Origin of the sequence: Streptomyces sp. P9-2B-2, from assembly GCF_030406865.1 — a bacterium.
Classification (GTDB): Bacteria; Actinomycetota; Actinomycetes; order Streptomycetales; family Streptomycetaceae; genus Streptomyces; species Streptomyces platensis.
In genome coordinates this window covers 2,078,923-2,096,545 of the sequence record NZ_CP129126.1, presented here as the reverse complement: position 1 = coordinate 2,096,545, position 17,623 = coordinate 2,078,923, and the positions used below count along the sequence as shown (strand labels likewise).

At 72.3% G+C, this 17,623-nt stretch carries 17 protein-coding genes; 8 read left to right on the top strand and 9 right to left on the bottom strand.

The window, feature by feature from the left end; translation table 11 throughout:
• Positions 1–109 precede the first annotated feature (109 nt).
• On the bottom strand, positions 110–757 hold the full coding sequence (locus tag QT196_RS09080) for a pyridoxamine 5'-phosphate oxidase family protein (protein ID WP_290354718.1): 648 nt from the start codon (positions 755–757) through the stop codon (positions 110–112).
• A gap of 328 nt (positions 758–1,085) precedes the next feature.
• Here QT196_RS09080 and QT196_RS09075 point away from each other — a divergent pair, with 328 nt between their 5' ends.
• Entirely contained in the window at positions 1,086–1,988 is a 903-nt protein-coding gene (locus QT196_RS09075) for an alpha/beta fold hydrolase (protein ID WP_266735748.1), read from the top strand.
• A 64-nt stretch (positions 1,989–2,052) separates the two neighbouring features.
• On the opposite strand, the gene QT196_RS09070 is transcribed toward QT196_RS09075, so the two are convergent.
• Complete coding sequence (locus tag QT196_RS09070) at positions 2,053–2,640, bottom strand: TetR/AcrR family transcriptional regulator (protein WP_290354717.1); 588 nt, start codon at positions 2,638–2,640, stop codon at positions 2,053–2,055.
• Positions 2,641–2,725: 85 nt separating this feature from the next.
• On the opposite strand from QT196_RS09070, the gene QT196_RS09065 reads away from it, so the two are divergent.
• Positions 2,726–2,938, top strand: a complete 213-nt coding sequence (locus QT196_RS09065) for a hypothetical protein (RefSeq protein WP_266735751.1) — start codon at positions 2,726–2,728, stop codon at positions 2,936–2,938.
• Here the strand turns inward: QT196_RS09065 and QT196_RS09060 are convergent.
• The gene (locus QT196_RS09060; protein ID WP_266735753.1) at positions 2,928–4,211 is read right to left on the bottom strand and encodes an APC family permease; all 1,284 of its coding nucleotides are present in this window, start codon (positions 4,209–4,211) and stop codon (positions 2,928–2,930) included. The two genes, QT196_RS09065 and QT196_RS09060, sit on opposite strands and share 11 nt — an antisense overlap.
• 80 nt (positions 4,212–4,291) lie before the next feature.
• Here QT196_RS09060 and QT196_RS09055 point away from each other — a divergent pair, with 80 nt between their 5' ends.
• Positions 4,292–4,759 (top strand): Lrp/AsnC family transcriptional regulator, encoded by a 468-nt coding sequence (locus QT196_RS09055; protein WP_168478419.1) that lies wholly within the window; start codon positions 4,292–4,294, stop codon positions 4,757–4,759.
• A gap of 68 nt (positions 4,760–4,827) precedes the next feature.
• On the opposite strand, the gene QT196_RS09050 is transcribed toward QT196_RS09055, so the two are convergent.
• Positions 4,828–5,844 carry a lytic polysaccharide monooxygenase gene (locus QT196_RS09050; RefSeq protein ID WP_168478418.1) on the bottom strand — a complete coding sequence of 339 codons (1,017 nt, stop codon included), beginning with the start codon at positions 5,842–5,844 and terminating at the stop codon, positions 4,828–4,830.
• Positions 5,845–6,254: 410 nt separating this feature from the next.
• The gene (locus QT196_RS09045; RefSeq protein ID WP_290354716.1) at positions 6,255–8,780 is read right to left on the bottom strand and encodes a SpoIIE family protein phosphatase; all 2,526 of its coding nucleotides are present in this window, start codon (positions 8,778–8,780) and stop codon (positions 6,255–6,257) included.
• Positions 8,781–8,974: 194 nt separating this feature from the next.
• On the opposite strand from QT196_RS09045, the gene QT196_RS09040 reads away from it, so the two are divergent.
• The 5 genes from QT196_RS09040 (at position 8,975) to QT196_RS09020 (ending at position 14,773) form a co-directional block, all read left to right on the top strand.
• Positions 8,975–10,150 carry a methyltransferase domain-containing protein gene (locus tag QT196_RS09040; RefSeq protein WP_290354715.1) on the top strand — a complete coding sequence of 392 codons (1,176 nt, stop codon included), beginning with the start codon at positions 8,975–8,977 and terminating at the stop codon, positions 10,148–10,150.
• 276 nt (positions 10,151–10,426) lie between these two features.
• The gene (asnB, locus tag QT196_RS09035) at positions 10,427–12,277 is read left to right on the top strand and encodes an asparagine synthase (glutamine-hydrolyzing) (RefSeq protein WP_168478415.1); all 1,851 of its coding nucleotides are present in this window, start codon (positions 10,427–10,429) and stop codon (positions 12,275–12,277) included.
• Positions 12,278–12,510: 233 nt separating this feature from the next.
• On the top strand, positions 12,511–12,900 hold the full coding sequence (locus tag QT196_RS09030; protein WP_168478414.1) for a GntR family transcriptional regulator: 390 nt from the start codon (positions 12,511–12,513) through the stop codon (positions 12,898–12,900).
• 67 nt (positions 12,901–12,967) lie between these two features.
• A complete protein-coding gene (gene ddaH / locus QT196_RS09025) occupies positions 12,968–13,744 on the top strand; it encodes a dimethylargininase (protein WP_168478413.1) in 777 nt (258 codons plus the stop codon).
• A 69-nt stretch (positions 13,745–13,813) separates the two neighbouring features.
• Positions 13,814–14,773, top strand: a complete 960-nt coding sequence (locus QT196_RS09020) for a pirin family protein (protein ID WP_168478412.1) — start codon at positions 13,814–13,816, stop codon at positions 14,771–14,773.
• Between the two features lie 384 nt (positions 14,774–15,157).
• Here the strand turns inward: QT196_RS09020 and QT196_RS39350 are convergent, their stop codons facing one another.
• The 4 genes from QT196_RS39350 to QT196_RS09005 all read right to left on the bottom strand — a co-directional run bounded on the left by QT196_RS39350 (position 15,158) and on the right by QT196_RS09005 (position 17,611).
• Positions 15,158–15,250, bottom strand: a complete 93-nt coding sequence (locus QT196_RS39350) for a plastocyanin/azurin family copper-binding protein (RefSeq protein ID WP_353962384.1) — start codon at positions 15,248–15,250, stop codon at positions 15,158–15,160.
• A gap of 267 nt (positions 15,251–15,517) precedes the next feature.
• A complete protein-coding gene (locus QT196_RS09015) occupies positions 15,518–15,637 on the bottom strand; it encodes a helix-turn-helix domain-containing protein (RefSeq protein WP_290354714.1) in 120 nt (39 codons plus the stop codon).
• Between the two features lie 38 nt (positions 15,638–15,675).
• Positions 15,676–16,506 carry a class I SAM-dependent methyltransferase gene (locus QT196_RS09010; protein WP_168478411.1) on the bottom strand — a complete coding sequence of 277 codons (831 nt, stop codon included), beginning with the start codon at positions 16,504–16,506 and terminating at the stop codon, positions 15,676–15,678.
• Positions 16,507–17,263: 757 nt separating this feature from the next.
• Positions 17,264–17,611, bottom strand: a complete 348-nt coding sequence (locus QT196_RS09005; protein WP_290354713.1) for a hypothetical protein — start codon at positions 17,609–17,611, stop codon at positions 17,264–17,266.
• Positions 17,612–17,623 lie beyond the last annotated feature (12 nt).

Sequence of the window (17,623 nt, the reverse complement as noted above, 5' to 3'; positions counted from 1 at the left end):
GGTCAGCCGGCGAGCAGGGCCTTCTCCCACTGGTCCGCCCGCTGCTCGATATAGGCGGCGTCACTGCGCCAGACGTCGCCGTGGCCTTCCGCCCCCGACGCCCCCCGCCTCAGCCGTAGAGCTTTTCCGCGTATTGGGGGCCGTAGTGCTGCTCCAGTTCCTCCAGGGAGTGGTCCGGGGCTTCGAGGCCCTTGACGATGCGGGCCCGGGAGGGCAGCGCGTCGGGGTGCCAGGTTTCCGGCTTCCACAGGTCCGAGCGGAGGAACGCCTTGGAGCAGTGGTAGAAGAGCTCCTCGACCTCCACCAGGAGCGCCAGCCGCGGGCGGTGGCCCTTGATGGTCAGGGCGTCGAAGAACGGGGCGTCGCGCAGCAGCCGGGCGCGGCCGTTGATGCGGAGGGTGTCACCGCGGCCCGGGAGGAGGTAGTTCAGCCCGACATGCGGATTGTCGAGGACGTTCATCCAGCCGTCCATGCGCTTGTTGCCGGGGCGGTCCGGGATCACCAGGGTGGTGTCGTCCAGGACATGGGTGAAGCCCGCGGGGTCGCCCTTGGGGGAGACGTCGCACCGGCCCTGCGCGTCCGCGGTGGCTATCACGCAGAACGGCGAGCGGGCCAGCCACTGCCGGTCGAGGTCGTGCAGCCGGTACCGGGTCTTGTGCGCCGCGTGGGAGCTGGGCTCACCGATCAGCTCGCGCAGCTCCGCCTTCGAGTCGATCTCCACAAGCCCGGTCAGATCCGTCGTCCCGGCCGTTTCCATCGGTCGCCCCCTCATGTCTCGTCCCCGGCCAAGTCCCTTACCTGGCCAAGTCCCGTAGCTGGTCAAGCCGTTGCCGACTCTACGCGACGGGTCTGACATCCGGTCCGGTCGCGACGGACGGGGCGCACAGGCACGGAAACCGTTCGTTGAACCCGGGACGTCCGGTGAGGGTTGTGTGCGGCTTCCTTCACCGTCACACCGCTGGCCCACCGTGCTTACCCAGCCGTAACTTACTTGCCAGTCAACTGCGTTGGCCCTTGCGATCCGGATCGCAGGTGAACGGCTCACGGAGCACTTCGGAGTCCCCTCACCCCGCAAGGAGCATCGTATGAAGCTGCGCTGGTCAAGAACGCTCACCCTTCTCCCCGCCCTCGCCCTGGCCGTCGGTGCCGCCACCGTCCCCGCCGCGGCCGCCGACCCGTCGCCCGCCACCACCCCGGCCGGAGACGCCGCGCAGCACCCCACGCGCGCGGCCGCCGGCAGTGGCTGGAACAACTACTCCTGCAAGCCCTCCGCCGCCCACCCGCGGCCGGTGGTCCTGGTGCACGGCACGCTCGGCAACTCCATCGACAACTGGCTCGGCCTGGCGCCCTACTTGGTGGCCCGCGGCTACTGCGTCTTCTCCCTGGACTACGGTCAGCTGCCCGGTGTCCCGTTCTTCCACGGGCTGGGCCCGGTCGACGCGTCCGCCCAGCAGCTCGCCGCCTATGTCGACCGGGTGCTGACCGCCACCGGTACCGAGAAGGTCGATCTCGTCGGCCACTCACAGGGCGGCATGATGTCGCGGGTGTACCTGAAGTTCCATGGCGGCGCGGACAAGGTGAATACGCTGGTCGGACTGGCCCCCGACAACCACGGCACCGATCTGAACGGTCTGACCCGTCTGCTCGACCACTTTCCCGGCGCCAAGGACTACATCGACAAGCTGACCCCCGGGCTGGCCGACCAGATCGCCGGCTCCGACATCCTCAACCGCCTCAACGAGGGCGGTGACACGCTCCCCGGCGTGCACTACACCGTGATCGCGACCAAGTACGACGAGGTCGTCACCCCCTACCGGAGTGCCTTCCTCAACGGCCCCGACGTACGCAATGTGGTGGTCCAGGATCTGTGCGGGCTCGACCTCTCCGAGCATGTGGCCATCGGGCTCGTCGACCGCGTCGCCTTCCATGAGACGGCCAACGCCCTCGACCCGGCGCACGCCACCCGGACGACCTGTCTGCCGGGCTGACCGGGAGCCGGCCCGGCCCGCTGCCGCGGCGGGGCCGGGCCGCGCTCCGTATCGGGCGTGAGGGTCAGCCGGCGGCCAACAGGGCGTCGGTGCACCGCTCCGCCAGGTCCTCGGCGTGCGGGGGCAGTGGGGTGCCGCCGCGCAGATGGCGGCGGACCAGTGACAGCGGGAGGTCGACGGCGGCGAGCGTCACCCGGTCGAAGCCCTCTCTGCCGTGCAGCCCCAGGGCCCCCGCGAGCGCCGCCAGGGCGGCCCGGACCTCCATGTTCCCCTCTTCCGCGCGCAGCAGATGCTCGTCGGACCAGTCGTCCCGCCCGAACTCCTGGGCCCCGTACAGGAGCAGCGCGGCCTCGTCCGGGTGGGTGCGGCTCCACGCCACGATGTGCCGGGCGCCCGCCCGGCCCCCGGCGCGCGGGTCGTCCGAGGATTCGAGGGCCTCGAAGTAGCCCGCCTGGAAGCCCTCGACGGTACGCAGCCACACCTCGGCGAGCAGCGCCGAGCGGCCGGCGAAACGGTGGTAGAGCGAGCCGCTGGGGGCGCCGGCGGCGGCCGCGACCGCGGACATGGTGACACCCGACGGCCCGGACTCGGCCGCCAGTCGTACGGCGGCGTCGAGGAGCTGTGCGGTGTCGAACCGGGGTGGCCTGGCCATGTTCTAGAGGGTACTCTCCACTATATTGGAGATGCGCCTCTAGAACGAGTGCGGAAGGGGTGCGGACCAGGTGAGGAAGGGCGCGATGGGTGTCTGCAACATGCACGAGTGGGAGCTGCCGGTGTCCGGGGCCGAGGCCGGTCTGCTGATCGACGGCCTGTCCGGCGGCACCGACCCGCTCTGGCCGCGCCACGACTGGCCCGCGATGCTGCTCGACGGCCCGCCGGCACCGGGCGCGGCCGGCGGCCACGGCCCGGTCCACTACACCGTGGCGGCCTACGTCCGCCTCATCGGGTGACCCGCCGCAGCGTCAGAAAGCCGACGGCCGCGCAGGCGAGTCCCGCCGGGATCAGCAGCAGCCATCCGGAGAAGGCCAGCACGGCCGCCGTCAGCAGGGCGCTCACGCATCCGCCGCACCACAGGGGAGTGCGGCGGGGCAGCAGCACCAGCGCGGCGGCCAGGCCGGCGAGGGTCACCGCCGCCAGACAGGTGGCGGTGGCCCTCATCAGGAGGTCCAGGTCGGCGCCGCCGAAGCCCGCCGCCGCCCCCACGAGCACGGCCGCCCCGCCGAGCACCGCCAGTGACCGCCGCGGCACCTCGCCCGGCGCGCCGCCCTTGGCCAGTGCGCGCGGCGCCGCCCCGTCCCGGGCGAGCGCCGCACCGAGCCGGGAGGCCCCGGCCAGATACGAGTTGACCGCGCCGAAGGTCAGAAAGAGCGCCGCCACGGCGGCCACGGGGCGGGCGGCGCCGCCCACGCTCCGGGCGAGCAACTCGGTCAGCGGAGTCTCGGTCCCGGCCGCGGCCGGCCCCAGCGCACCGATCGTGGCCACCGCGAGCCCCAGGTAGAGCACGGTGATGACGGCGAGCGTACGGCGCGTGACCCGCGGCAGATCCCGTCCGGGATCGGCGAACTCGCCCGACAGATGGCTGGCCGCCTCCCACCCGGCGAACGCGAAGAACAGCACCACGGCCGCCGACCCGACCGAGGACCAGCCGCCCGGCATGAACGGGGTGAAGTGGGCGGCGGACACCTGCGGGGCGGCGGCCAGCACGGTACCCAGCAGCACCACCGCCAGCAGCCCGCCGAGCAGCAGCTGCACCCGGCCCGACAGCCGCAGCCCCACCGCGTTGGAGACCAGCGCCACCGCGACCACCGCCCCGGCCACCACGGCCGCGCCGGTGCCGCCCCAACCGGCCGCGTCGGCCACGTACTTCCCGCCGATCCACGACGCCGAGACCACGCCGATCGGCACCGCCCCGTAGAACCACCACCCCACTACGGCCGCCGCCCGCGGCCCGATCGCCCGGTGTACGTAGGTGGCCACGCCCCCGCCGTCGGGGAACCGCGCGCCGAGCGCCGCGAAGGAGGCGGCCACCGGCACACACAGGGCGAGCAGGACCACCCAGGCCAGGATCGAGGCGGGGCCGGCCGCGGCGGCGGCCAGGGACGGCAGCGTCAGCACGCCGGGCCCGAGGACGGCCCCGGCGCACAGCGCGGTACCGCTGCCGACGCCCAGCCGCCGTACATCCGGTAGTGCGGATGCCGGGAGGGATGTTTGTTGTACGGTCACAGTCGCAGAACGTAACCGTTGGATTGATCAATCCGGCCTCTCACCGAACATAATTCGGCGGCTGCGGCACCATGGGGCTCATGGACGACATTGATTCGGCGATTGTGCGTGAACTCCAGCGCGATGCACGGCAGACCAACCGTGACCTGGCCCGTCGGCTGAACATCGCGCCCTCCACCTGCCTGGAGCGGGTCCGGGCCCTGCGCGCCCGGGGAGTGATCACCGGCTATCGCGCGACCGTGGACCTGCGCGCACTCAACCGGCCCGTACAGGCGCTGCTCACGGTCCGTATCCGCCCGATGAACCGCGAGGTCATCGAGCGCTTCAAGGCCTTTCTGACCTCGCTGCCCGAGGTGCTCAGCGTCTATGTCGTCGCGGGCGGCGACGACTTCCTCGTCCATGTCGCCGTCCCCGACGTCGACCGGCTGCACGCGCTCCTGATGGACCAGGTCTTCAAGCGCCGGGAGGTCGTCGACTGCCGGAGCTCGATCATCTACCAGCATGTCGCCAACGACATCATCGAGGCGCTGCCGCCGGCCGGCTCCTGATACGGCGGCGCCGCCCCCGCGGTGAAGCAGGGGCGGCGTCGCTGCCCGGACCCGCCGGGCCGCCGGGTTCAGCCGCGGTGCCGGGCGGCCTTGCGGCGGGTGGTGAGGAACATGACCCCGGCGCCGAGGGCGACCACGGCGGCGCCGCTCACGGCGAGCGGGGCGGTGGAGCTGTCCCCACCGGTCTCCGCCAGCCGCTGCCCGCCGGCCGGCCGGGAGCCGCCGTCGGGGTGCGCGCCGTTGGCCTCCGCGCGATCGGCGGGCGCCGGGGCGTCGGCGGCCGCCGACCGGACCGTGCCCGTGTGGCCGGCCTTACCGTCGTGGCCGCCGTGGCCGCCGTGGTGGTGGCCCGTGCCCACCGACGACTTGGGGGCGCCCGCCGCGATCTGGGCGTCGGTCGGCGCGGAGGCGGATGGCGCGGGCGCCGCCGCGCTGCCGGTGCCGGCCGCCTTCTTACCGAAGACCACGTCCGAGCAGGTGTAGAACGCCTCGGCGCTGTCCGACCGCTGCCAGATGCTGTAGATCAGATGGCGGCCGGACCGCGCCGGCACCTTCGCGTCGAAGACGTACTCGCCGTTGACGAGCTTGGGGTCGACGACCTTCGCGAACGGCTTCGACTCCAGGTCGGACCACTTCAGCGGCTTCTTCGGGTCGTAGCCGGCCCTGGTGAGGTACAGCTCGAACGAACCCCGGTGCGGCGCGGTGGCCTTGTAGTGGAAGGTGTGGCCGCCCGCCCGCATCGGCGACGACGGCCAGTCGGCGCGGGCCAGGTCCAGGCCCTTGTACTCGGCGCTGTTGGCGCTGCACAGCTTGCCGTCCGGGATACGGGTCCGGGACCGGCCGCCCGCTTCGCCGTCCCGTACGCCGTTCCAGTCGTAGAGGGCCTGGGCCCCGCCGGCCTGGACGGCGGCCTTGCACGCCGCGGACCGCGGGCTCTCGGGGCCCTCGGCGTAGCAGGCCGAGACCCGGCTGACCGGGTCCGTCATCGAGCCGTGTGCGGCGGCCGGGCTCGCGGTCAGCGCGGTGAGCGCGAGCGGGGCGATGCCGATGAGTGCGATCCCGGTGGCCTTGCGACGAACGGTCATGGTGGGGGTCTCCTTCAGGTGCGGGGAGCGGGGGTGGCGGGGGAGCGGTGGGGGTCGGGACGCGTCCGTCGGCGCCGCCCCCGGTGACCGGCGCCGACGGTCCGCGACCCGCCTTGCGAACAGCACGCTAGCCCCGCTGAACAGCGCTTTTGCCGGTGAAAGGGCGATCCTGGTGATCGTTATGGTCCGCTTAAGGGACGGCTAAGCGGGGGCTCATGCAGGTGGGGAGGAAACGGGCATCGGCGGGTGGCGGGGAGTGCCCCTCGTACCGGTGGCCGGTTGCCCTGGCGGCAGCGCCCCGGCCACCTTGCGCCGCTCTCGGGCCTTACCCGCAGCGGGAGTTGACGTCGGCGGGAGCCGTCCGCAGGCGGAGCCGTGCGCAGTGGGAGCCGTCCGCGCGGGAGTGGTGGTCAGCGGTCCTCGGTGTCGCTGACGGGGGCCGGGTCGCCGATGTCGTCGAGGCCCTCCAGGAGCGCGTCCATGGCGTTCGCCGATACGGGGCCGTCGGCCGAACGGAGCGGCTGTTCGGCCCAGATGATCTTTCCCTGGGCGGTGTAGCGAGTGCCCCAGCGCTCGGCGTACCGGGCGATGAGGAACAGTCCCCGGCCGCCCTCGTCGGTGGTGCGCGCATGGCGGAGGTGCGGCGAGGTGCTGCTGCTGTCCGACACCTCGCAGATCAGCGTCCGCGCCCGGATCATCCGCAGGCTGATCGGCCCGGAGGCGTGCCGGATGGCGTTGGTGACCAGTTCGCTGACGATCAGCTCGGTGGAGAAGGCGAGGTCCTCCAGGCCCCACTCCGCCAGCCGGCCGGCGGCGGACCTGCGGGCCTGGCCGACCGCGGACGGATCGGCGGGGATCTCCCAGGTCGCCAGCTGGGCCGGTGCCAGGGCCCGGGTGCGGGCCAGCAGCAACGCCACGTCATCGACCGGCCGTCCGCCCGGCAGACCGCCGATCACCGTGTCGCAGAGATCCTCCAGCGGGGCCTGCGGATCGGCCAGGGCGGTACGCAGTCTGGTGATCCCGCCGTCGAGATCGAGCGTCTTCCCCAGCAGCAGACCGTTGGTGTAGAGGGCCAGCAGACTGCCTTCCGGCAACGGGAGTTCGACGGATTCGAAGGGCATCCCGCCCAGCCCCAGCGGCGGTCCGGTCGGCAGCTCCAGCAGCCGGCCTTCGCCCGCGGGGCTGATGAGCAGCGGTGCGGGGTGGCCGGCGCGGGCCAGCGTGCAGCGGCAGCCGACCGGGTCGTAGACCGCGTACAGGCAGGTGGCTCCGATGACCCCGTCGTCGGCGTTGGTGTCGTGGCCGACCCGGTTGACCATGTCGTCCAGGTGCGCCAGCACCTCTTCCGGGGACAGGTCCAGGTCGGCGAGCGCCTGCACCGCGGCCCGCAGCCGCCCCATGGTGGCCGCGGCGTGCACCCCGTGGCCGACGACATCGCCGACCACCAGCGCGACCCGGGCGCCGGACAGCGGGATCACATCGAACCAGTCGCCGCCGACGCCGCTGAGCGAGTCGGCCGGCAGGTAGCGGTAGGCGGCTTCCACCGCGCACTGCTCGGGCAGATCGTGCGGCAGCAGGCTGTGCTGGAGGGTGAGGGCCGCGTTGTGCTCCCGGGTGTATCTGCGGGCGTTGTCGATGGAGATCGCGGCGCGGGTGACGAATTCCTCGGCGAGCACCAGGTCGTCGGGCTGGAACGGCCCGGTGTGCTGCCAGCGGGCGAACGCGGCCGCCCCCAGGAAGGCGCCCCGCGCCCGGAGCGGAACCACCATCAGCGAGTGGAAGCCCAGTTCCCGCAGGTGCGCCGCGCGGACCGGGTCCTCGGCCGCCCAGTCGGCCCCGGCGAGATCCAGCGTCTGGAACAGCGCCGAATCGCCGTCGATGAGACTCAGCACGACGGGCGCCGACGCCGGATAGGCGGCCGCCTCCCCGACCGCCACCACCGCCTCGGGACAGCCCTCGCGTACCGACTGCTGCCCCGCCCGGCGCATGGTGAACAGATCCGCGGCATCGACCGGCTCGGGCAGCGGCTCCTCCCCGGAGAGCAGCGCGTCGAGCAGATCGACGGTGACGAAGTCGGCGAGCTCCGGAACCGCCGTGTCGGCGAGTTCCTGCGCGGTCTGCCAGACGTCCAGGGAGCTGCCGATGCGCTCGGCGGCCCGGTTCAGCAGAGCCATCCGCTGGCGCGCCCGGTAGCTCTCCGTGACGTCGAGGACCATGTAGCAGACGCCCAGCACCTGACCGGCTTCGTCCTCCATCCGGAAGAACGAGGTGGAGTAGGCGTGCTCCCGCTGCGGATCGGACTCCGGGTGCCCCAGGTACTCGTAGCCGACCGACGGGGTGCCGGTGGCCAGCACCTTGCGCATCTCCGCCTCGATGGCCTCCACGGCCAGGCCCGGCTGGATGTCCCCCAGCCGCTTCCCGAGGCGCTGCTCGCGGCTGGTGCCGCCCATCTGCTCCAAGGCGTCGTTCAGCCACACGTACTGGAGATCGGCGTTCACCATGGCCACGCCGATCGGTGACATGCCGAGGATGCCCTCCAGGAACGACCGGCTCGCTCCCGACCAGGGCGTCCGGGTCATCTCGGCGGCAAGGACGAGACGTGTCGAGTGCTCCTGCGCGTCCATCAGCGGCAGTACGCGGAATTCCAGGTCGAGCCGGTGGCCGTCCTTGTGCCGTACGGCTTCCAGCCCGCTCCAGCCGTCCGCCGACGCCAGCCGGGACTCCCACCTGTTGTCCTGCGGCGCCCCGGTGGCCACGCCCGCGAACAGCTCCCCCAGGGGCCTGCCGACGGCCTCGGACACCGCATACCCCAGCAGCCGCTCGGCGCCCTTCGTCCAGCCCTGCGCCACCCCCGCGCGATCGGCCATCACCACGGCCGTCCGCGTGAGGTCGAAGACGCCGTCTCCGGAGAGACGGCTGCTCTGGGAGGCACACATATGACCGGTCCAATGCCGGTCCCCACCGTGCGACAGGCGCTCTCTCAGGGTGGCGCCGCCGCACTCGACCGGCCTTTTCCACGGTACCCCCTCACCCCGTCCGGGCGCTCTCCCCGGCGCCCGCCACCGGCCCGCGCAGCACGCCGGGAACCCGTGTCCGCGGCGTTGTCAGTGGGTGCTGTCACCATCGGCACATGAGTCCCGAAGCGCCCGCCGATCCGTCCCGTCAGCCCGTGACCGACTCCCTCAACCCACCGCTGCCGACCGCCGACGCCGCCTATTGGGAAGCGGCCGCCGCCTCCTTCGACGAGGAGCCCGACCACGGTCTGCGCGACCCCGCCGTCCGCGCCGCCTGGGCCGCCCGGCTGCGCTCCTGGCTGCCGTCCGCGCCCGCCGCCGTCCTCGACCTGGGCTGCGGCACCGGAAGCCTCTCCCTGCTGGCCGCCGAGCAGGGCCATCGCGTCACGGGCATCGACCGCTCCGCGCGCATGATCGAGCGGGCGCGCACCAAGCTCGCGGGCCGCGATGCCGCGTTCCTGGTCGGGGACGCCGCCGAACCACCCGTGGGGGAGCGGCGGTTCGATGTCGTCCTGGTGCGCCATGTCCTGTGGGCCCTGCCCGATCCCGCGGCCGCGCTGCGGCACTGGGCCGGTCTGCTCACCCCCGGTGGCCGGCTGGTGCTGGTGGAGGGCCGCTGGGGCGAGGCCGACCCGATGGGTCTTCCGGCCGACGAACTCACCGCCCTCGTCGCGCCGTTGGCGGCGCGCACACGAGTGGAGAGCCTCGCGCACGATCCGGCGCTGTGGGGCAAGGAGGTGGCCGATGAGCGGTATGTGCTGATCGCCGACCTCCCCCGTCGGCACACCGAAGTGGTCGACGTCCATCTGGTGGTGCGCCGCGGCGACGAGGTGCTGCTCGCCCGCCGGTCCGGCACCGGTTATGCGGACGGTCTGCTGAACGTCCCCTCGGGCCATGCGGAGGACGGGGAGGACGTCCGGGCGGCGGTGATCCGGGAGGCCGCGGAGGAGATCGGGCTGCGGCTGGCGCCCGAGGACCTGCGGGTCGCGCTGGTGATGCAGCACTGCGCCCCGCCCCCGGCACGGCCCCGGATCGGCTGGTTCTTCGAGGCGGAATACGGCGCGGGCGGCGAGCCGTGGAACCGTGAGCCGGACAAGTGCGCGGAGTTGGCGTGGTTCCCGCTGGCGGCGCTGCCGGACGACATGGCCGCCTACTGCCGCGCCGGATTGGACGGACTGCGGGCCGGGCACCGCTTCCTGCTCCACTGGCACCGGCCCGGAGACCCTGTCGCCCACGACCCGTCGGGCCCCGGCCGCGCCGTGGTGCTCGACGGACCGGGCCCGAGGGGGTGAACCGGCGAGCGCGCGCGACGCCCCGGCCACCCCTCAACTCGCTCAGGTGACACGGCTCTTGGGGGAGTGGCCGAAGCCCGGCACGCGACGGGATTGCCGCTTCTTTTCCGGTATGCGGGCCCCGCTTTGCCGCCGCTTTTCCGTAATGCGGTGCGTGCGTGGCCCGTTCCGGGCGCTCCGGGGCGGCTTGTGTGGCTGATACACCTATCCGCGCGTACGGTGCCTGCCGCAGGCCGCCGCCCGGATGCGGCGGCCCCCGAAGGAGGAGCCGCGAGCATGTGCGGAATCACCGGATGGATCTCCTACGACCACGACCTCACCAGACAGCGCGCCACCCTTGAGGCGATGACCGCAACCATGGCCTGCCGGGGTCCGGACGCGGCCGGCCACTGGCTCGACACCCACGCCGCGTTCGGCCACCGCCGGCTCGCCGTCATCGACCCCGACGGCGGCAAGCAGCCCATGACCGTCAACCACGACGGCCGCACCCTGGCCGTCACCACCTACAGCGGTGAGGTGTACAACTACCGCGAGCTGCGCGCCGAACTGGAGCAGCTGGGCCACGCCTTCCGTACCCGCAGCGACACCGAAGTGGTGCTGCACGCCTACCTCCAATGGGGCGAGGCGTTCGCCGAGCGCCTCAACGGCATGTACGCCCTGGCGCTCTGGGACCCACGAAGCCGGCAACTCCTGCTGTTACGTGACCGGATGGGCATCAAGCCGCTCTACTACCACCCCACCCCCGACGGGGTGCTGTTCGGCTCCGAACCCAAGGCGATCCTCGCCCACCCGTCCATACGCCCCACCGTCGACGCCGAGGGCCTGGCCGAGCTCATCACCTTCACCAAGACTCCGGGGCACGCCGTCTACCAGGGCATGCAGGAGGTACGCCCCGGCCATCTCGTCCGGGTCGGCCGCGGCGGGCTGACCGTCAAGCGCTACTGGGCCCTCACCGCCCGCGAGCACACCGACGACCTCGGCACCACCGTCGCGCACATCCGCACGCTGCTCGACGACATCGTGGACCGCCAGCTGATCGCCGACGTGCCGCTGTGCACCCTGCTCTCCGGCGGCCTGGACTCCTCCGCCATCACCGCACTCGCCGCCGGTGCGCTGGCCGCCCAGGGGCGCGGCCCGGTCCGCTCGTTCGCCGTCGACTTCACCGGCTACACCGAGAACTTCCGGCCCGACGATCTGCGGAGTACCCCCGACGGGCCGTACGCGCACGCCCTGGCGGAGCACGTCCGCGCCGAGCACCAGGACATCGTCCTGGACACCACCGCCCTGATGGACCCCGGCCACCGCGCCGCGGTCCTCGCCGCCCGCGACCTGCCCAACGGCTTCGGCGACGGCGACACCTCCCTCTACCTGCTGTTCAAGGCGATCCGCGAACAGTCCACGGTCGCGCTGTCCGGCGAGTCCGCGGACGAGGTCTTCGGCGGCTACCGCTGGTTCCACGACCCCGAGGCCGTGCACGCCGACACCTTCCCCTGGATCGCGGCCGGCCTCTCCGGCCGGTTCGCCGGGGGCGACGGCACCCGCGAGGCGCTGCTGGACCGCGGCCTGCTCGCCAAGCTCGACCTGCCCGGATACACCGCCCGCCGCTATCGCGAGGCGCTCGCCGAAGTGCCCTGCCTCGACAGCGACACCGGCCTCCAGCGGCGGATGCGCGAGATCAGCTATCTGCATCTGACCCGCTTCGTACAGATCCTGCTCGACCGCAAGGACCGGGCCAGCATGGCCGTCGGCCTGGAGGTCCGCGTCCCGTTCTGCGACCACCGCCTCGTCGACTATGTCTTCAACACCCCCTGGTCGATGAAGACCTTCGACGGCCGGGAGAAGTCGCTGCTGCGCGCCGCCACCCGCGATGTGCTGCCCGACGCGGTGGCCGACCGCGTCAAGAGCCCCTACCCCAGCACCCAGGACCCGCGCTATATCGAGGCGTTGCACGACGAACTGCAAGAACTGGCCGCCGACCGCGCCGCCCCCGTCCGGCCGCTGCTGGACTCCGGCGCCCTCGCGCAGGCCACCGCCGACGGCGCGACGCCCGGCATCCGCCCCGGCGCCGAGCTGGTCCTCGGCATGAACGCCTGGCTGCGGACGACGGGCACCACCCTGGAGCTGTGACCCCTCCCTGGGGGACACCGCCTACGTGACGTGCACCGCCTACGTGACGTGCCCTGGGGCTGACACCTCCCGAGAGGGGGACTTCCCGTCACAGCGGGCGCTCCTGACGCACAATGGATGCGACAAACACGCGCACCGACGGGTACGCGTACGCGCACGCATCCCGGGGACACACCCCAGGGGTACGCGCCGTCGCGCATCCGCCCCCCACCACCAGCACCAGGAGCGCCACCGTGTCCCCGCAGACCTTGACCCTCACCATCGATCCGGCCGCGGCCGCCGCGCCGTTCGAGCAGGTACGCACCCAGATCGCGGACCAGGCCAGGGACGGCGGTCTGCCGGTCGGCTACAAACTCCCCACCGTCCGCGGCCTCGCCGAAGAGCTCGGCCTGGCCGCCAACACCGTGGCCAAGGCCTACCGCGCCCTGGAGACCGACGGCGTGATCGAGACCCGCGGCCGCAACGGCAGCTTCATCGCGGCGGCCGGCGAGGCCGCGGACAAGGAAGCCGCCGCGGCCGCCGAGAGCTACGCCCGCCGCGCCCGGCGCCTCGGCCTGGACCACCACGCCGCCCGCGCGGCGGTGGAGGAGGCCCTGCGGGCCACGTATGGGGCTGACGACTGACCGCACGGCCCGAGCGGCCACCGGACCCCGCCGACACCCACCACTACGGCCCCCGAAGAGGAGCCCCATGCCCAGCAAACAGGCGCTCGTGCGCCGCCCCGGTCCCCGTCTCGCCGAGGGGCTGGTCACCCATATAGACCGGCGCCCGGTCGACCCCGCCCTCGCCCTGCGCCAGTGGGAGTCCTACGTCCAGGTGCTGCGCGACCACGGCTGGCACCTCACCGAGGTCGCCCCGGCCGACGACTGCCCCGACGCGGTCTTCGTCGAGGACACCATGGTCATGTTCCGCAATGTCGCGCTGCTCGCCCGCCCCGGCGCCGGAGAGCGCCGGCCTGAAATACGGGACGCCCGAGCGGCCGTCGAGGCGCTCGGCTGCTCCGTCAACGAGATCCGGGCGCCCGGCACCCTGGACGGCGGCGACATCCTCAAGGTCGGCGACACCGTCTACGTGGGCCGCGGCGGCCGCACCAACGCCGAGGGCGTCCGCCAACTCCGGGCCGCCTTCGAGCCGTTGGGCGCCCGCGTGGTCGCGGTGCCGGTGAGCCGCGTACTGCATCTCAAATCCGCCGTGACCGCGCTCCCGGACGGCACCGTCATCGGCCATCCGCCGCTGGTCGACGACCCCGCCGCCTTCCCCCGCTTCCTGCCCGTCCCCGAGGAGTCCGGCGCCCATGTCGTGCTGCTCGGCGGCGGCAAGCTGCTGATGGCCGCCGGCGCGCCGCGCAGCGCGGAGCTCTTCGCCGACCTGGGCTATCAGCCGGTCGTCGTGGACATCAGCGAGTTCGAGAAGCTGGAGGGCTGTGTGACCTGCCTGTCCGTGCGGATGCGCGAGCTGTATGCGTGACGGGGCATCATCCCCGGCGCTACGTGTGCCTGCCCGGACCGCGCCGCTGACCGTGCCTATCGTGGCGCCATGAGCAACCTTGAAGTCAGACCCGCGCCCAGCCTGTGCGGCGGCACCGGCCGCACGGGCCCGGTCCGCGACGTCCAGCCCGGCAAGCAGGTACCCCTCGGCGAGAGCACCGTCGTCCGCCGGCTGCTGCCGAACCTCGGCCGGCGGATGGTCGGCGCCTGGTGCTTCGTCGACCACTACGGCCCGGACGACATCGTCGACGAGCCCGGGATGCAGGTGCCGCCGCATCCGCACATGGGGCTCCAGACCGTCAGCTGGCTGCGCGAGGGCGAGGTGCTGCACCGCGACAGCCTCGGCAGCCTCCAGACCGTACGGCCCCGGGAACTGGGCCTGATGACGTCCGGCCGGGCCATCGCCCACTCCGAGGAATCGCCGCACGGCCATGGCCCGTTCCTGCACGGCGCCCAGCTCTGGGTGGCCCTCCCCGGCGCACACCGCGACACCGCGCCGTCCTTCGAGCACCACACCGACCTGCCGGTGATCAACGGCGGCGGCCTCTCCGCCACCGTCATCCTCGGCGAACTGGCCGGCGCCACCTCGCCCGGCACCACCTACTCCCCCCTGGTCGGCGCCGACCTCACCCTCACCGCCGGCGCGGACACCCGCCTGCCGCTCGACCCCGACTTCGAGTACGCGGCACTCACCATCTCCGGCGAGAGCGAGGTGGACGGCGTCCGGCTGGCCCCCGGCACCCTCCTCTACCTCGGCTGCGGCCGCAGCGAGTTGCCCCTGCGCGCCGACTCCGACAGCAGCCTGCTCCTCCTCGGCGGCGAACCGTTCGAGGAACAGATCGTGATGTGGTGGAACTTCATCGGCCGCTCCCAACAGGACATCGAGGACGCCCGCACGGCCTGGACCACCGGCTCCCGCTTCGGCACCGTCCACGGCTACGACGGCGACCGGTTGGCTGCTCCCGAGCTTCCGCCCGGCCCCTTGAAGCTGCGGGGGCGACTGCGCTGACCTGGTGCTATGCGACTTGAGTGGATCAACGGCGAGTGCGTCCACGGCCGGCCGGGCTTTGCGGACCTGAGTGACTGGCTGCGCTTCAAAGTGCAGGCTCCGGGAGCGCGCCGTCGGTCGCGTGTCCAGTCACGTGTAACCACCTCTAGTCAGACCCACGCTGACCCAATGCTGCCTTTCCTGAAGGGTAGTCAGTTCGGCGATCACCGGGTCACGACGCACCCTCTCCAAGTGCTGTCTTGGCCTGGTGGCCCGAACCCCGCCCGAACGTCAAAGAACTCGAGCCAGACGGGGCGCGACCGTCCTGGTGGCGCATCTCGCCTACCGGCGGCGGGTGAAAGCCGTAGAACTCATTCCGCGGGAGATTCCGGGGCCGCGGCACACTCACCGGACAAGAACCTCCCCCCTCATTCCGGTCCCGGCGTGGTAAGCGCAGAAGAACGAGTGCCGGCCGGTACTGGTGAAGTGGAGCCGGATGCTGCCGTGCCGCCGCCGTTGAGGTTGTCCATGCCGGAGCTGTCATGCTCGTCCCGGTCCCGCAGAGTGAGGGTGTGCGGCGCGCCACCCGCGTTCCGCACGGTGATCACCAACGGCCCCGGGCGGGCTCGTATATGTGCGAGGAAGAAGCGCTGGCGGTCGTTCACGGTGACAGTGATCCGCTGTACCCCGTCCGCTCCCTTCTTCGCGGTGCCGGTCGCCGGCCGGCCGGTTTGGCCGGCCGTCGGGCCTGCGTACGGTGCAGCGTCACGGCCGGGCGGTGGGTGCGACCAGCCGGTAGCCGACGTTACGGACCGTGCCGAGGAAGCGCGGCTGCGCGGCGTCGTCGCCCAACTCCCGGCGGATCGTGCGGATATGGACGTCCACCACTCGCTCATCCCCGAAGAAGCGGACGCCGTCGCAGCTCAGCGTCGTCGGTCGTCGGGTGCGGTGCGTGGGCCGGGCGTCCGGGCGACGGCCAGCAGCCGGCGGTGGGTGGGCGCGAAGGGGTGGCCGTCGTCACCCAGGAACCGCACATCGACGAAACCCGCTTCGCCGAGCCACTGTTCGAGTTCGCTCGGTTCGAGCATCCGTAGCGACCAGCGGCATTCGCGCAGGGCATGGTCGCGCACCACGGTGCGCCGGGATTCGAGCCGGCTCCGGGTCACGTCGTAGGTGACCTCGTCGAGCATGAAGTCGGAGCCCACCCGCTGCAACCCCAGTTGGGGCCGACCGGCGCTCAGGGCCCGCTGCTGGGCCGGATTGAGAATGTCGAGGAGCAGCCGGCCTCCCGGGCGCAGGGCGGTGCGCAGATTGGCCAGGATCACACGGCTGTCGGCATCGCTGCCATAGCCGAAGGAGGTGAACCACACCAGTGCGGCGTCATAAGCACCCGCGGCCGTCAGCTCACGCAGGTCCGCGGTGTCGAAGTCGGCCGGCAGGCTCTCCCGGCCGGCTCGGGTACGGGCGGAGGCCACCAGCGCGGGATTGCGGTCGACGCCGTGCACGTCGATACCGCGACGGGCCAGCTCCAGGCCGATGCGGCCGTAGCCGCACGCCGCGTCCAGCACCCGCATACCGGGTTCCAGCCTCCCGGCGCGTACCGCGAGGTCCGCTTCCTTCCCGTTGAACTGCGGGTCATGACCGGAACTCATGAAGTACTCGTAGTCGGTGTCGAAGACCTCGTCCAGTTCCGTCTCCCGCATGCGCCCGCCGTCCGCGAGCGGCATCCGCCGTATGTCATCCGTCTGCTGCACCTTGCGTCTTCCCCTCGTCCGCCGGCCGGTACCCGCCGGGCCGTGGCACGTCGCCGTGCACGCCGGCCCCCGTCCGACAGATATGCACCCGGCAGCGCCGCTCCGCCACTACGGCGGACTCCGACCAGCACTGTGGCGTCCGTCAACCGGACATGATCAAGCGCGAGGCTATACCTCCTGCACCCCAACTGGCCGTGGACGAGGCTCCTTTACAGCGGGCGGTGGCGGGGCGGGGCCGGTGACGGCGTGCGAACTTCTGATAGGCACCAACGCGGACGAGGCTGATCTGTACACCGTTCCCCGCGGTGCGATCGGCTCGCTGGAGGCATCCGCACCGGCGGCTGCCGCGGCACGGAGCTCTGCCCGGCCTGAGGCGGGCGTACCAGGGGTGAGCGGCTACGACGGCGACCGACTGGCGGCTCCCGAGCTTCCGCCGGTGGCATTGAAGCCACGGGGGAGGGTGCGGTGAGCTGCGGGTATGGCTGATGGGCGGGTTGTTGTGAGGGGTGCCCTTGCCCTCGACCGGACCGGGAAAGCCAGGCCCGATCGAAGGCAAGCGCACCCCTGTCACCCCTCCCCGACCCGCGCTCCGGCGGCGCGTGCCAGCGCCCGCGCCTCGGGGCTGACGCCGCGCTTGCGGGGGGACATTCGTGAATCCGTCGCCTCCCGCTGGGAGACCCACAGAAGGTTCCGGGGCCCAGGGGTCGCTACGACGGCCACATACCGGGGGTCGCCGGCGAACCACGCTGACGTGACCTCACCGGACTTCATGGTGCGCACCCAGAAGTGCTGTCCTGTCCCGATCAGACCGCCGTCCGAGGCTTACGGACTTCTCCGGCCGCTCCGGGACCGGCACGACGAACTGCGTACTCCCCTTCTTCTTCGCTCTCACGTCGGCAATGTCCACCTGCCAGGGGTAGACGCGCAGTACTCGCCGGATTCCCCTCAGGGTGGTGACTGCGACCATCGCCAGCAGGGTGTACCAGATGCCCACCCACAGCACCGGCAGCCACAGGACCAGCAGCCAGGTCGGCGTCATGACGACGGCGAAAAGCCAGGTGGGAAAGCCCAGCAGCCACGCCAGCAGGGCAGCGCACCGGAACATCGCGGTACGGCG

Excerpts from the sequence above, each read along its gene's own strand:
- QT196_RS09080 (WP_290354718.1), bottom strand. The coding sequence starts at position 757 with ATGGAAACGGCCGGGACGACGGATCTGACCGGGCTTGTGGAGATCGAC.
- QT196_RS09075 (WP_266735748.1), top strand. The coding sequence starts at position 1,086 with ATGAAGCTGCGCTGGTCAAGAACGCTCACCCTTCTCCCCGCCCTCGCC.
- QT196_RS09070 (WP_290354717.1), bottom strand. The coding sequence starts at position 2,640 with ATGGCCAGGCCACCCCGGTTCGACACCGCACAGCTCCTCGACGCCGCC.
- QT196_RS09065 (WP_266735751.1), top strand. The coding sequence starts at position 2,726 with ATGGGTGTCTGCAACATGCACGAGTGGGAGCTGCCGGTGTCCGGGGCC.
- QT196_RS09055 (WP_168478419.1), top strand. The coding sequence starts at position 4,292 with ATGGACGACATTGATTCGGCGATTGTGCGTGAACTCCAGCGCGATGCA.
- QT196_RS09050 (WP_168478418.1), bottom strand. The coding sequence starts at position 5,844 with ATGACCGTTCGTCGCAAGGCCACCGGGATCGCACTCATCGGCATCGCC.
- QT196_RS09045 (WP_290354716.1), bottom strand. The coding sequence starts at position 8,780 with ATGTGTGCCTCCCAGAGCAGCCGTCTCTCCGGAGACGGCGTCTTCGAC.
- QT196_RS09040 (WP_290354715.1), top strand. The coding sequence starts at position 8,975 with ATGAGTCCCGAAGCGCCCGCCGATCCGTCCCGTCAGCCCGTGACCGAC.
- asnB (WP_168478415.1), top strand. The coding sequence starts at position 10,427 with ATGTGCGGAATCACCGGATGGATCTCCTACGACCACGACCTCACCAGA.
- ddaH (WP_168478413.1), top strand. The coding sequence starts at position 12,968 with ATGCCCAGCAAACAGGCGCTCGTGCGCCGCCCCGGTCCCCGTCTCGCC.
- QT196_RS09020 (WP_168478412.1), top strand. The coding sequence starts at position 13,814 with ATGAGCAACCTTGAAGTCAGACCCGCGCCCAGCCTGTGCGGCGGCACC.
- QT196_RS09005 (WP_290354713.1), bottom strand. The coding sequence starts at position 17,611 with ATGTTCCGGTGCGCTGCCCTGCTGGCGTGGCTGCTGGGCTTTCCCACC.